13 protein-coding genes and 1 pseudogene are annotated in these 13,400 nt (G+C 40.0%); 5 read left to right on the top strand and 9 right to left on the bottom strand.

Annotated features, from left to right (window positions below; all coding sequences use genetic code 11):
- Positions 1-329: 329 nt before the first annotated feature.
- A pseudogene (locus tag ACH784_RS13820) lies at positions 330-557 on the top strand (Hpt domain-containing protein); the annotation flags it as partial.
- An 80-nt stretch (positions 558-637) separates the two neighbouring features.
- Here the strand turns inward: ACH784_RS13820 and ACH784_RS13825 are convergent.
- The 7 genes from ACH784_RS13825 to proB all read right to left on the bottom strand — a co-directional run bounded on the left by ACH784_RS13825 (position 638) and on the right by proB (position 7,320).
- Positions 638-820, bottom strand: a complete 183-nt coding sequence (locus tag ACH784_RS13825) for a hypothetical protein (RefSeq protein WP_404391113.1) — start codon at positions 818-820, stop codon at positions 638-640.
- A gap of 26 nt (positions 821-846) precedes the next feature.
- Positions 847-2,076 (bottom strand): DEAD/DEAH box helicase, encoded by a 1,230-nt coding sequence (locus ACH784_RS13830; protein WP_404391115.1) that lies wholly within the window; start codon positions 2,074-2,076, stop codon positions 847-849.
- A 92-nt stretch (positions 2,077-2,168) separates the two neighbouring features.
- Complete coding sequence (locus tag ACH784_RS13835; protein WP_404391117.1) at positions 2,169-2,861, bottom strand: DUF3581 family protein; 693 nt, start codon at positions 2,859-2,861, stop codon at positions 2,169-2,171.
- A 152-nt stretch (positions 2,862-3,013) separates the two neighbouring features.
- Positions 3,014-4,498: a glutamate--tRNA ligase gene (gene gltX, locus ACH784_RS13840; RefSeq protein ID WP_404391119.1), complete on the bottom strand. Its 1,485-nt coding sequence runs from the start codon at positions 4,496-4,498 to the stop codon at positions 3,014-3,016.
- 96 nt (positions 4,499-4,594) lie between these two features.
- Complete coding sequence (locus ACH784_RS13845) at positions 4,595-4,960, bottom strand: glutaredoxin family protein (protein ID WP_404391121.1); 366 nt, start codon at positions 4,958-4,960, stop codon at positions 4,595-4,597.
- A gap of 42 nt (positions 4,961-5,002) precedes the next feature.
- Positions 5,003-6,007 carry a GGDEF domain-containing protein gene (locus ACH784_RS13850; protein WP_404391123.1) on the bottom strand — a complete coding sequence of 335 codons (1,005 nt, stop codon included), beginning with the start codon at positions 6,005-6,007 and terminating at the stop codon, positions 5,003-5,005.
- Between the two features lie 206 nt (positions 6,008-6,213).
- Entirely contained in the window at positions 6,214-7,320 is a 1,107-nt protein-coding gene (gene proB, locus ACH784_RS13855) for a glutamate 5-kinase (RefSeq protein WP_404391125.1), read from the bottom strand.
- A gap of 471 nt (positions 7,321-7,791) precedes the next feature.
- Here proB and ACH784_RS13860 point away from each other — a divergent pair, with 471 nt between their 5' ends.
- Entirely contained in the window at positions 7,792-8,010 is a 219-nt protein-coding gene (locus ACH784_RS13860; protein ID WP_058029020.1) for a hypothetical protein, read from the top strand.
- A 33-nt stretch (positions 8,011-8,043) separates the two neighbouring features.
- Here the strand turns inward: ACH784_RS13860 and ACH784_RS13865 are convergent, their stop codons facing one another.
- On the bottom strand, positions 8,044-8,544 hold the full coding sequence (locus tag ACH784_RS13865) for a DUF1543 domain-containing protein (protein WP_404391128.1): 501 nt from the start codon (positions 8,542-8,544) through the stop codon (positions 8,044-8,046).
- Positions 8,545-8,707: 163 nt separating this feature from the next.
- Here ACH784_RS13865 and ACH784_RS13870 point away from each other — a divergent pair, with 163 nt between their 5' ends.
- Positions 8,708-10,351 carry an amidohydrolase gene (locus ACH784_RS13870; RefSeq protein ID WP_404391130.1) on the top strand — a complete coding sequence of 548 codons (1,644 nt, stop codon included), beginning with the start codon at positions 8,708-8,710 and terminating at the stop codon, positions 10,349-10,351.
- An 82-nt stretch (positions 10,352-10,433) separates the two neighbouring features.
- Here the strand turns inward: ACH784_RS13870 and ACH784_RS13875 are convergent, their stop codons facing one another.
- On the bottom strand, positions 10,434-10,655 hold the full coding sequence (locus ACH784_RS13875; protein WP_404391132.1) for a YgjV family protein: 222 nt from the start codon (positions 10,653-10,655) through the stop codon (positions 10,434-10,436).
- Positions 10,656-10,829: 174 nt separating this feature from the next.
- Here ACH784_RS13875 and ACH784_RS13880 point away from each other — a divergent pair, with 174 nt between their 5' ends.
- Both ACH784_RS13880 and ACH784_RS13885 read left to right on the top strand, forming a co-directional pair.
- Positions 10,830-11,483, top strand: coding sequence for a Crp/Fnr family transcriptional regulator (locus tag ACH784_RS13880; protein ID WP_404391134.1), 654 nt, complete (start codon positions 10,830-10,832; stop codon positions 11,481-11,483).
- A gap of 264 nt (positions 11,484-11,747) precedes the next feature.
- Positions 11,748-13,355: a hypothetical protein gene (locus ACH784_RS13885; RefSeq protein WP_404391136.1), complete on the top strand. Its 1,608-nt coding sequence runs from the start codon at positions 11,748-11,750 to the stop codon at positions 13,353-13,355.
- Positions 13,356-13,400: the final 45 nt, after the last annotated feature.

The following is a 13,400-nucleotide window of genomic DNA, read 5'->3' on the forward strand; positions in this document are numbered from 1 at the left end:
CACTTAACCCAACAAGCGATCAAGTAACTAAAGCGCCTGAAATTAAAGTACTGGTTGAAGATCCTGTTGAAGTTGATACTCCTAATGAAGTAAAAGCTATAGAGCCTGAATCTAGCGAAGTTGAGCCAGATGTTGAGGCTACTACCGAAGGTGATTTACCTGCTGAAGAAAGTATTGAAGAGCCGCAAGTCGATATATCAACACTCGCTGTAGTCGATATTGATATGTTTGATAAATACGTCAATCATGATGAAGCGAAAAAGCTGCGCTTCTTTAGAATGTACCTTGAACAAAGTAGTGAGTTGATCCGTGATATTTTTGCCAATGTCATGACTCGCGAACAAGACAAGATCATCTCAGACTGCCACCAGCTCAAATCGATTTCAAAGACCGTAGGTGCAATGCAAGTGGCTGAAATCGCGATTCAATTCGAACAGGCATGTAAAGACCGCGAATTAAATATTGATGAGCTTATTAGTTTCAGAGATAGATTAGACGATTACTACACCGATGCGATGATGTTCATGCAAGACTTCATCAAGCAACGCTCAGAGTAAGTCATCAGATATAAAAAAGCCCGCTAGTTTTAAACTGCGGGCTTTTTTGTGGCTGTTTTATTGTGATTATTTTTAACAGGTTAATTACCATGCCATAGCATATAAATCAGTTTAATCACCAAAGACACCATCACTAAAGGCAAAATATATTTACTATACTTTTGCATCTTGTGTAGCCCTAAGCTCTCTTGATAACGCTCTAGCAGTGGGATCAAAATCAATAAGCTGACAATTAAACTGCCAATTATAATCAGTACATTCATAAAAACTCCTGTTTTACTTCGTTAGGCTACCTTCTTCTACGTTGGCGCTGACCAAGCACTCGTTTTTTATCTCTGTCTTTGCGTGCTTTATTGGTATTCTTACGGTTATCTTTGACCTCTCGGGTCAAGTCAGGTTCAAAACCACTTAGCCATTGTGGGGTTAATCGCTCATCTAATAACACTTCAAGTTCTTCAAGTAGCCACTGCTCATCTTGGCTGACTAAGCTAATAGCCTTACCCGAGCGCCCTGCTCGACCTGTACGACCAATTCGGTGAATATAATCTTCTGCCACATAAGGTAGCTGAGCGTTAATCACGTAATCTAATGTGCTGATGTCTATACCACGCGCTGCAACATCAGTGGCCACAAGCACACGTACCTTACCCTCTTTAAACTGAGTTAACCCTTTATCTCGAGCGCCTTGTGATTTATCGCCATGAATTGCACTGCTCGGCAAACCATCTTTGATTAGTTCTTTAACAAGGCTATCAGCTTGCGCTTTAGTGCGAGTAAACACCAACACTTGCTGCCAATTATTCTTACCAATTAAATAGGCAATGACAGCAGCTTTCTTCTCTTCATCAATGGCATAAAAAGTTTGCTCAATCGCCTCAACGGTGGTGTTTTTCTGCTCTATGCCTACACGCTTAGGATCTGACAACCAACGGCTAGCCAGCTTCTCTACACTTTCATCTAAAGTTGCAGAAAACAGCATGGTTTGTCGTGAGTCTGGCACATGACGCATAATGCGTTTTATCTCACCAATAAAGCCCATATCTAACATTCTATCGGCTTCATCAAAAACCAAATGTTCAAGTTGACTGAGTGACAAAGTGCCTTTAATTAAATGATCGAGTAAACGCCCTGGCGTTGCGATGACAATATCAACGCCTGCCTTCAAACGCTTCTCTTGAGGGCCAATATTTGCACCACCATACAGACACACCACTTTCAATTCAGTATTAGCTGCATATTGCTGAGTATTCTCAGCAACTTGTTGCGCTAGTTCTCGCGTTGGTGCAAGTACTAGCGCCCTAACTTGGCCTTGTTTTGTTTCATCACTTAATAGGTTATTCAGGATCGGCAACATAAACGCCGCCGTTTTACCCGTACCAGTCTGCGCAGTCGCGATGATGTCTTTGCCTGTAAGTGCAAGAGGAATAGTCTGCGATTGAATATCCGTTGGTTTTTCGAACCCGAGTGTTTCAAGAGCTGAATGAATGGCCGATGCCAAAGAAAAAGAAGAGAACGACATAGAAAACGCTGCAATAAATTAAATTGAACGCAGTATAACAAAAACGCGCCTGAGGCGCGCTTTGTGCTGATATTGTTTATTATATTATTACTTTAAAGCGTTGCTTTACGCTCATTATAATAAGCAATCAAATCGTCGATAGCCTGTTGGTCATAGGCCTTAATGCCAGATACTAGCATGTGCTTTTCACCACGACCGACTTTTTTACCTTCACTGATGAAGTTAAATTTAAGAATGATTTTGCCACGCTTGCCTTCGTATTCGAACTCTGGCGTATCCGTTTCTAATTCAACTGACTTTACATTGATATCATCAAAATGGATCGCCATTGACTCGTAAATTACCATAGGGCGAGCTGGATTGATCATCACCTCTTTTTCACCCATCACAGGCACTATCATATGCGGGAAAGTTGTGCCTGAGAAAGCCACGTAATTTTTCGTTAAACTTTCAATTAAAGTTGGGCATTGGCTTGTTTCACCATCTCGCTTCACCGATAGCATCACTTTATCGTTTGATGTTACAGCAAACTCATCAGCCGCTTCAGGGAATTGAAGTTGTGACGTTTCGTCAACCATGCCTTCAAATTTGAAGTACATGTTTTCACTTACACCATAACGCGATAGTACCAGCGAAAATAACAAGTCACCCGGCACACAAAACTTCTTCGCATCAACATCATGTAATGGATTAAAGTCATCAGCTACTTTTTTAGCAAATTGGCTACCCTGCTCACGTGTAATCGTGACAAATTCAGCATTTTGTTGGTAGTAAGGCGTTAACATACATCTAGTTCCACAACTTTAAGGACGGGCTATAGTAGCAGAATAAAATGTTAGAGAGGTCGTATCTGTTGTGAAATTGACAAAAATGCACCAATAAAAAAGCCACTTTAAGATAAAGTGGCTTTTAAATTTTTATAAATCAATTTATTAGCTTACGCTTTTGGATAGTCGCGATATGCTTTTTCTAACTTCTTAGCTTGCTTTTTAGACACACCAATGTGCTCAAGTGCCACTCGTAAACGTGCACGAGACAGATCTGAACCTAAAATTTCCATTGCATCTACAACCGATGTTGAAGACGTTTTGCCTGTGATAGCAACAAAGATTGGCTCTAAGAAATCTTTGATTTTTAATTCGTGGTGAGTAGCAACCGCTTTTGCAATTGCGAAGATCTCATCTTTTGCCCAGCTACGTAGCGTTTCTAATTCCCAAATAAAGAATTGAAGTGCCTGACGTACAACTTCTTCATCAGCTTTACCCGAAGTTAGTAGCGCAGGATCATATTCTGGAATACCACCAACAAAGTGACCTGCTAGGTCGACTAAGTCTGACAGCTTGTTAATACGCGTTTTAGCTTGAGGTAAAATGCGAGATAACGTCTCACCGTTGAACTTCCAATCAACAAAGCGCTGAATAAGTTCTTCATCAGATAGGTTTTCGCGGATCCAAAGACCGTTTAACCAGTTTAGTTTGTCGATATCGAAAATTGGACCGCCAAGCGATACACGCTTCATATCGAAGTTTTCGATCATTTCAGCAAGGGTGAACTTTTCACGTTCATCAGGCATTGACCAACCCATACGACCTAAATAGTTAAGCAGTGCTTCTGGTAAGAAGCCCATTTCTTTGTAGTAGTTAATCGACGTCGGGTTCTTACGCTTAGACAGCTTAGATTTATCTGGGTTACGAAGCAGTGGTAGGTGACCTAGTACAGGCGCTTCCCAACCAAAATCTTCATAAAGCTTTAATAGCTTAGGTGCTGAGTTGATCCACTCTTCACCACGGAAAATGTGACTGATCTGCATGTGGTGATCATCTACAACGTTCGCTAAGAAATACGTTGGGAAGCCATCTGCTTTTAAAAGCACTTGCATGTCTACGTTTTCCCACGGGATCTCAATTTCACCACGTAGGTAATCATTAAACTTGAAGCTACCTTCAGTTGGGATCTTCATACGAATAACGTAAGGTTTACCCGCTTCAAGGTTTGCTTTGATTTCATCTTCGCTTAACAACAGACCACGACCGTCGTACTTAGGACGAAGACCTTCTGCCATTTGCTGTTCGCGCATTTCGTCTAGCTCTTCAGCAGTCGCGAAACAATAAAACGCTTTACCTTCATCAACAAGTTGCTGTGCAAATTGCTTGTATAAATCGCTGCGCTCTGACTGGCGGTATGGACCGAACTCACCGCCCACATCTGGGCCATGATCCCAGTTAAGGCCTAACCAACGCAGGCTATCCATGATCGCTTGCTCTGATTCAGGCGTGCTACGCACTTGGTCTGTATCTTCAATACGAAGAACAAACTCACCGCCTTGTTGCTTAGCAAAACAGTAATTGAAAAGGGCAATATAAGCTGTGCCTAAGTGCGGATCACCTGTTGGTGATGGAGCTACACGAGTACGGATAGTCATGTGATTTCTCTTAATTGATCAGACAATAAAATAATGGCGGGTATGCTAGCACACCCGCCATTATTCGACAAAAAATTACCTAGTATTTTGAGTTTTTTAAGCTGCTTTATCTAAGCCTTGCAAAAACGCAACTATGTCACTTGATTCATACATCCAAGTCACCTTGCCCTGCTCTTCAATACGCAAACATGGCACTTTAACTTTACCACCTTGCTCAGCAAGCTCTTGCCGATAAGCTTCGTTATTTTTTGCATCGCGCGTTTCTACTTTTAAGCCTTCACGCTTAATGGCACGACGTACTTTTACGCAGAAAGGACATGCCTCAAATTGATAAAGCTTAAAGTTCTGCGTTTTTGCATCAAGCTGTTGCTGCGCTTGTGCTCCACGTTTTTTACTTCTAGGCGTGAAAATAAAGTTTAAAAGAAGAATGATACGGCCTAAAAACCAACGAACAAATTTCATAATAACTCCAACGCTTAAAAATCCCGCGGAGTGTATCACAAATTAAAACAATTCTATATCACTGCCCGACACGGCATGTTGCACTATGTTAAGCTGCTGATAATCAGTCACTTGATTACGGCCATTATCTTTTGAATGGTACAGTGCCATATCGGCTTTATTCACTAATTCAGACAATTGATAGTCATCACCCACTTGAATAAAACCAATACTCATAGTCACATTTGCTACTTGTGGAAAACGCGTATTCGCCACTAACTCTCTCGCCCTATCTAAAACTTTCCAGGCTTGTTCCGCATTATCTGTCATAAATAAGATAGCAAACTCTTCACCGCCATAACGGAACAATAAGTCATCAAATCGAAAATGTGATTTCAAAAGTTGTGATACGAGCACTATCACTTCATCGCCGATTACATGACCAAAGGTATCATTGACTTGCTTAAAGTGGTCAATATCAAGAATGGCCAAAAACCAATGCTGTTCTTGGTCTAAATTTTTTTGCTGAAAACGACCCTCACTATGCATTATTTCTGTAAGTTTTTGCTCAAAGCTCTGTCTATTCAAAAGTTGAGATAGGGGATCAATGGAGCTATTGTGCAGTAACTGCATCTGTAAGAAATAGACATCAAGCAAATGTAAAATAAGCCCTTCTTCTTTGTCAGTCAGTAGTACTTTACCCTCTTTATGTGCTTTATTGGTGATGATTAAACCGCCCAAAGGGTGGATATCTGTTTTTGCAAAAAAAAGCGTGCGGGTAGATTGTTTTAATAACTTAATATGTTCAGGTAGTTCATGAATGGCATTTTTAAACAGTTTTAAATATGCATCATATTCTTCTTGGTGCATGACCCCTGAAGCATGGACGGTAAATTGAAACTCTATTTGCGCTTTTATGTGGCAGCATTTTTTACTGAAGAAATAAGCATCAAAGCGGTCACTCAATAGGTCTTGTAAAATTAAACTAAAGCACTGTTTAAGGTCATTCTCTTTTTTTTGAGAAACCAGCTGTTTAACTAACCCATAACCACAGTTTGATGTTTGCATAGATACTTGGACTAAATTGACTTTATTACAGTGTAGATGGCATCACACCAAATGCCCAAACTTTCAAGATAGCCTAGTAAATGTACTTATTGAAAAAGAGCTTGATAAGAAGTTAACAAGCTCAACAAACAAATAAGACAGCTTTGCTTTAGTACCAACTCTATTAATTAAGTCTGCTAAGTGGTGACTCAATAAAACACGCTAGATTAAGAAGTGAGTAGCACTAAATCATCACGATGAATAACGACGTTAGAAAGCCCAAAGCCAAGCTGTTTGGCTATATCTTGACTGTGCAACCCTTTAATTTGCTCCAGCTCTTGGTTTTCAAACGCACTTAAGCCTTTTGCAAACACCTTGCCTTGGTTATCACTCAAAGAAACTAAATCACCACGGGTAAACACACCATTTACCCCGACAATTCCTTTTGCTAATAAACTCGCCCCTTGGCAAGTCAAAGCCTCTACCGCCCCTAAATCACAAATAATCGTACCTGTGGATTTTGGACCACTGAGTAGCCATTTTTTGCGACCTTCAAGTGGTGCATCAAACTTTAATACTCGCGTGCTTGGCGCTTCACCATTTAGTACATCGACTAAAATATTCGGCTCAGAGCCTTTTGCAATAATGGTTTCAATACCTGCACGCTGAGCAATTTGCGCGGCTTGTAATTTGGTCGCCATACCGCCGGTGCCGAGCGATGTACCTGAATCACCCGCTAAAGATTTTACGCTATCGTCAATTTCACTGATTTGTGTTATCAACTCAGCATCTGGATTAGAGCGTGGATCTGCGGTAAACAACCCAACTTGGTCTGTGAGTAAAATGAGCTTATCGGCATTGGCTAATATCGCCACCAGCGCAGATAGATTATCGTTATCGCCGACTTTAATTTCTGCCGTTGCCACCGCATCGTTCTCATTAAAAATAGGAACGACATCATGCTTTAAAATTTGGGTTAAAGTATCTTTCGCGGTCAGGTATCGTTCTCTGTGTTCTACATCGGCACGGGTCAACAGCATTTGCGCAACGGGCACATCATAAAGGCCAAACAGCGATTGCCATTGATGAATAAGTTGACCTTGACCAATTGCAGCGAGCATTTGCTTTTCACTCACTGAGTTACCTATGGGTGTGGGAAGTTGGCTGCGCCCAGCAGCAACGGCACCGCTCGATACGATAACCACTTTATAGCCGTTTTCTCTTAGCTCAACACACTGTCGCACAATATCAACCATTCTTGGTTTATTTAGATGCAACTTGCCTGCTGTTAACACACTTGTTCCCAGCTTTACCACAACCAATTTTTTGTTCATAACTCCCCCAATGAATACCTCTTTGGTTATATCAGAGCCAGTTTTTTGCACAAGTTAAATTTATTCATTTCATAGTCAATGCTAATATGCGCACAGCTTAAATAATGCTGGTAGTTACCGTTTTTTATTTAACCTGAGCTTTGGTTAAGAGATTTACTAACGCATTGATATTGCAATGATAGGTGATTTTTTAAATCTGCAGCCGTAGACTTTTAGCGATAACACCGCTCACGCGCCCTGCTATAGCCAAGGTACCTACATCCATATAGGCAAGGCAAATTTACACGTCAATAGCTGGCCTATTGCAAGTAAATTCAACGTGGTTAACGTTGAAAGTAGCCGCTGGAAATAGATTTATTATCCAGAGCTCAGGTTATTTAACTTTTATGTTTAAGATCAAAGCGGCTTTTTTATGTACTTGCACAATAGCCAAACAGCGCAAAGCGATAGAATACGAACTAAAGAGTAAATATGAAGAAACATTCAAAGAAAAAAGAACTAATGATGCTGCCACTGCTTTTTATCAGCATTTTGCTTTGTGTTGGCGGTCATTTTATTTTGCAACCCAACTATCAAGATAGCCACATCATTGAATACAGTTTAGCGGCACTGCCCTTTGTGATGTTTGCGGTTGTGATCATTGCCATCAAAATGGCTTTTAAAGCAGAAGAAAAAGAGCAAGATGATTAACTTGCTCTTATTTCGTTATCTATAGAATATGAGCTATAAAACGTGATAACCAAACCAATCAGGTGAGAGCTGTTGGGTTTTCTCGCTTGGGGTAAGATGAATATTGTAACCAGTATCGAATAAGTCAACTGCAAAACAATCATCCACATCATACAAGTCATCTTTATGTCGGTGCGACATGCCCTGTAATAGTTTAGATTTCGCTTTTTGTTTTGCCTCTTCAGGACTTACAGCCACACACAGCATAAACTCATGTTGCTCGGCTAAACTATCTGCTCGATACGCGCCCATATTCACAAAGAATAACTTTTCTCTTTGTAATGAAGGCGTTTCACTGAGGGTAATTTCATAGCCATCGACATACTTTACTGCCACATAACTGTCCATATGCACTTTGCTTTTGTCACCCACCCACTGCGCTTTTAACTTATCAAAACACGCTTCTATATTTTCACCTATCACAAAGCGTATATCGTGCATTTCAATATGACAGCCCGCTATTCGGCCCCCCAAATAAACCATAAATAGATGCATTACGTTCCTTAAAAACTATGTATATATAATTATAGTGACAAGAGAAACCGCTCACCGCAATAATGACGTAAGACTTTAATACGCTTGATATAACGAACACGATGGAATTAAATATTCTTCGCTATTACTCAAAAACTGAAATCAACATATAAGAAGAAAGATAATGATAAAACCTCTCACGCTCATCATAGGTATGTGCTTTAGTGCTGTCAGCACAGCACACACAACCTTAATTCATAACGTTAACGGCTACACACCGACACTTGATGGTAAAATTGAACGCTTTTCTACCCTCGTATTTAAAGATGGTAAAGTCGTTAAATATGGTGACAAAGATACAATCAAACAATTTCCTCAAGCTAAGGCTATTGATGGAGAAGGTAAAACCTTACTGCCAGGATTGATTGACGCTCATGGACACATAATAGGTCTGGGTAACAATCTTCAAAGGCTCGATTTAAGAGGTATTCCTTCTGCAGAAGCTGCAGGAAAAAAGCTGCAAACCTATGCTAAAAGCAATCCAGATAAGTGGTTAGTTGGCCGAGGCTGGGATCAAACCTTGTGGGATAACAAAACCTTTCCAACTGCTGCCGATTTAGATAAGTTCGTAAGCGACAGACCGGTTGTACTCACTCGCGTTGACGGCCATGCTATTTGGGTCAACAGTAAAGCCATGCAGCTAGCGGGCATTACCCAAGCAACGCAATCACCTGATGGCGGTGAAATAATTCAAGTCGCGGGCAAGCCTTCAGGTATTTTCATCGATAAAGCAGAAAACTTAGTTTTAAAACATATTCCAAAACAATCAATCGAACAAAAACAGCGCGCCTTATTTGCCGCATCAAAGCATCTACTTAGTTTAGGTATTACCTCTGCACACGATGCAGGTATTGATTACGACACTTGGCGCTTGTATCAAAATTTAGCAGAGCAAAACAAACTGCCATTTCGCATTTATGCCATGCTTTCGGCAAGCAGCCCAAAACTTGATGACATGCTAGATGCGGGCGTGATTAAAAAGCAAAATGATTTTTTAAGTATTCGCAGTGTAAAAATTTATGCCGATGGCGCTCTCGGTAGTCGCGGTGCTGCACTCATCAAAGACTATAAAGACAGAAAAAACCACAAAGGCCTTATGCTTGAAAATAAACCTGCACTAGAAGCCTTAATGAGCAAAACCTTTAAACAGGGCTATAGCGCGCACACCCATGCCATTGGTGACAGAGCAAACCGCATCGTTTTAGACAGTTATGAAAGCCAGTTTAAAACTGTCGGCGGCAAGTTACTGCGTAACCGTATTGAACATGCGCAAATTGTACACCCGGATGATATCCCCCGCTTTAAGCAACTCGATATTATTCCATCAATGCAACCGGTGCATGCCACCTCTGATATGCATATGGCAGAAAAGCGTCTGAGCGACGAGCAATTACAAGGTGCATACGCGTGGCAAACTTTTCTAAAACAAGGTAGTAAAATAGCGTCTGGTTCTGACTTCCCGGTTGAACTGGCTAATCCATTCGACGGACTTTATTCAGCTGTAACACGTATGTCGAAGCAACAAACACCTGAAAATGGCTGGCGTAAAGATGAAAAACTCTCACGAGAGCAAGCATTAACTTCGTTCACGCTGGATGCTGCTTATGCTGCATTTCAAGAATATAAGCTTGGCAGTTTAGAAAAAGGCAAATGGGCGGATTTTATTTTAATCGACAGAGATTATTTTACGGTGCCTGAAAATGAAATTTTCAAAATTGGTGTAGAGCAGACTTGGATAGCTGGTGAAAAGCGTTTTGAGAAAAAATAATTAGCGGCTGTATTTTAATAATCTTACTAATAGCCTTAGCATGCTTTATTTATGCTAAGGCTTCTCCGTATTGCAATAGGGGTTATTGCTTACTCTCTTTTACTAACTTAATTAAGTGATAAATATTCACTATCGCTAATAAAGCATTGGTAAACGCCACAGGCCAAGCTTGGATCATCACGCCATAAATGGTGAAGCAAATACACCCAGTTAGATTTAACCAACGTAATTTAGTTACGTTAGTCATCATTAAAGATAAAACTAAAAAAACTGACGCCAAATACCCTAAATATTCCCAACTCATCGTTCACTCCAACAAATTTCTTTCTTAATCAAAAAGTGCCACATCAAATTTTATTGAAATGCCTCGGCTGCAAAAATTAAGGTAAAAACTCAATAACCACTTAGCATAAGGCATAAGTCATGCTATCTTCGCAACATGTGATTAACTAGGACAATTGTCCTAAGAGCCTTTTAGATGTTCCAATACCACTTTTCTGCCAATCTCGTTGAACAATTACTGCAATTTGCGGGTAATACTTTTGTACATACAAAGAAAGATGTACTGATTCACCAAGATGAACCTTTAAGCAAATTAATTCTGGTCAGAAGCGGCACCGTCTCTTTTAGTTACGATGTAGGTAATGGTAGACGATTATTACTCGGTCAGCTTGACTGTAATAACACCTTAATTGGTGAAATTGAAGCGCTCAACAATCACCCTTGCACATACACGGTTACCTGTTTAAATGAAGTTCAGTACAACCTCATTGAGCTTAAGCATTGGCGACAACTATTGCTCGACCAACCAGAGCTTAGCTTATACACCGCACAAACCATCGCGGCAAAGTTCATTGAAAACCAAAAAGTGAACTTAGATAAGCTGTTACTTCCGCTTAGCTACAACATTGCTAAAGACTGCTTAATGCGCGCAGAAAACAGCAACCCAACCCTTCTAAGGGCGTATAGCACAGTAAACGCGGAAGCAGAACGATTCGCTACCACAGAGCGTGCTTATCGTCGTGTTGTCACCGAATTAGTAGATAAAGGTCTCATAGTCAGAACTCCTGATGGATTAAAGCCTGTAGACATAGATGCTTTAGACGACTTTGTTGATAGCTTCGCATGCTAGTAAATGCGCATAACATACCTTTGTTAATTTTTTGATACACAATCATTGCGTTCCCCTGAAAAAGGAACTGATTTTAATAAAAAAATTCAACTTCAATATTTGTATATGAACTTTTAATAAAGTATCATTCTGTCACTTGACGAATAAATAATGAGCTATTATTCTCTTACTACTAATTTGCATTGCGGGGCAAGGTAATCTTATATCTGCAACATAATTAGTGCACTCTCAGTTTACTTGAAATTAAAGGAAAAGGTAAAAATCATGGGAAACAAAAAGTTTAATTTAACCAAACTTGCCCTAGCAATGGGTGTTACTCTAAGTCTTTCAGGCTGTTTCAGTGACAATGACAACAACGTTGAAATCAAACCACCAGTTAAGGTTCCAACAGACACAGTAAAAGTTCCAGTTTCAGATACAAAAGAAGCACTATCTTTCTACGTAACAGCATCAGTTGTTGATGCTACTGCTGATAACCTAACAGTTGTTCCAAATACGACAGTAAAATTCTTGGAAAACGGCGTTTTATCAGAAAATATTACTGATGTTAACGGTAACACCATCAGTGAATTAACGACCACAACTGGCTCATTTACGTTCAACGTAAACGAAGACTCTGATATCAATGAAATAACTTTAATCCTTTCATCTGATGGTTATTTAAACAAAACTACTGTTATTGATTTTGGTGATAAAGGTGAAGTTATTGAGAGTTTAATCACTTTAGCTAAGAAAGATTCTCTAGTTGTTAAAGAAGCAAAAGCTGCAGCTACAGGTGGTAAACTAACTGCAGACTTAACTACTAAAACTGATGATGAATCTGCTACTGTTGCTATTACATCTGATGTAGAGCTACGTGATGCTGAAGATAACGCCGTTACAGGTGATGAAATTACAATTAGTGTAGTTACAGCTCCTTTTGATGCAGAGAAAGGTAAAGCAGCTGCAATTGACGTAATTCCACAAGGCTTTAGCGCTGTTGCTAATGATGATGCAACTTTAGTAGTTGAGCCTTCAGGTTACGTTGAAGTGAATATGTTTTCGGGTGATACTAAGATTAAGAGCTTTGACAAAGCAATCTCAATATCAACAACTGTAAAAGGCGACTTCACAGAAGGTGACAAATTCGCAATCACTTCATTTGATGAAGAGACAGGTCTTTGGAAAAAAGAAGATGGTGAAGCAGTTTTAGGTGCAGGCAATGGAGTTTCTTTCCCTGCAAACTTCACAACAGATCACTTAACAGGTTTTTTATTAAGCAGAACTAAACAAGTATGTGATAAGCCTGTTACTTACACTGTGACAGGTTCTGACATTCCTAGTTCAGGTTTATTTATGGTTCTAGCTTCAAACTCTTTCTTCAAAGTAAGCAAGATCAATAAATTATCAGGTACATTAGTTACTCAAGCTGACCTAAAACGCTTTGGTGTATCTAAAGATGCAACTGTTGAAGCTGTATTGTTCGACGTTAACGACTTCGAGTTTGGTAATGTAGCGAGCACTAAGCTTTGTGGCGAAATTGAAATCGCAGCTACAGCTCCAGCTACAACACTAGTTGATGACACGCTTCCGATGACATTCTCTTGCTCAAATGCTGAAGTTGATGACCAATTACCTCTAGGTGGTGCGGTAGTAACTTATTCACAAACTGGTAAGATCCCACTAGTTGCACGTGAATCTGCTAACGGCACATACGCTCTGAACAGTTTAGTTAGTGGTGAGGAATACAATGTAACTGTAGACACTCGTATTGAAGGTTTTGCAGTTGAAACATTCACTATCACAGCTGGATCTACTGAAGCTCAGAACTTTGTTCGCGACAACTGTACCGTTGAAGATAAAGAAGTAACCGGTACTGGTTCTAGTTCATAAAAGATAAAAGTAAACTGTACTTAAAGCCGTGTAATGCACGGCTTT

The sequence above is a fragment of the Pseudoalteromonas phenolica genome, from assembly GCF_044788725.1.
Lineage (GTDB): Bacteria > Pseudomonadota > Gammaproteobacteria > Enterobacterales > Alteromonadaceae > Pseudoalteromonas > Pseudoalteromonas phenolica_C.

What these genes read in the sequence shown, in the direction of transcription:
- gltX (WP_404391119.1), bottom strand. Translation starts at nt 4,498, where the DNA reads ATGACTATCCGTACTCGTGTAGCTCCATCACCAACAGGTGATCCGCAC.
- ACH784_RS13885 (WP_404391136.1), top strand. Translation starts at nt 11,748, where the DNA reads ATGGGAAACAAAAAGTTTAATTTAACCAAACTTGCCCTAGCAATGGGT.
- ACH784_RS13845 (WP_404391121.1), bottom strand. Translation starts at nt 4,960, where the DNA reads ATGAAATTTGTTCGTTGGTTTTTAGGCCGTATCATTCTTCTTTTAAAC.
- ACH784_RS13875 (WP_404391132.1), bottom strand. Translation starts at nt 10,655, where the DNA reads ATGAGTTGGGAATATTTAGGGTATTTGGCGTCAGTTTTTTTAGTTTTA.
- ACH784_RS13830 (WP_404391115.1), bottom strand. Translation starts at nt 2,076, where the DNA reads ATGTCGTTCTCTTCTTTTTCTTTGGCATCGGCCATTCATTCAGCTCTT.
- ACH784_RS13865 (WP_404391128.1), bottom strand. Translation starts at nt 8,544, where the DNA reads ATGCATCTATTTATGGTTTATTTGGGGGGCCGAATAGCGGGCTGTCAT.
- ACH784_RS13835 (WP_404391117.1), bottom strand. Translation starts at nt 2,861, where the DNA reads ATGTTAACGCCTTACTACCAACAAAATGCTGAATTTGTCACGATTACA.
- ACH784_RS13870 (WP_404391130.1), top strand. Translation starts at nt 8,708, where the DNA reads ATGATAAAACCTCTCACGCTCATCATAGGTATGTGCTTTAGTGCTGTC.
- ACH784_RS13880 (WP_404391134.1), top strand. Translation starts at nt 10,830, where the DNA reads ATGTTCCAATACCACTTTTCTGCCAATCTCGTTGAACAATTACTGCAA.
- ACH784_RS13825 (WP_404391113.1), bottom strand. Translation starts at nt 820, where the DNA reads ATGAATGTACTGATTATAATTGGCAGTTTAATTGTCAGCTTATTGATT.
- ACH784_RS13850 (WP_404391123.1), bottom strand. Translation starts at nt 6,007, where the DNA reads ATGCAAACATCAAACTGTGGTTATGGGTTAGTTAAACAGCTGGTTTCT.
- ACH784_RS13860 (WP_058029020.1), top strand. Translation starts at nt 7,792, where the DNA reads ATGAAGAAACATTCAAAGAAAAAAGAACTAATGATGCTGCCACTGCTT.
- proB (WP_404391125.1), bottom strand. Translation starts at nt 7,320, where the DNA reads ATGAACAAAAAATTGGTTGTGGTAAAGCTGGGAACAAGTGTGTTAACA.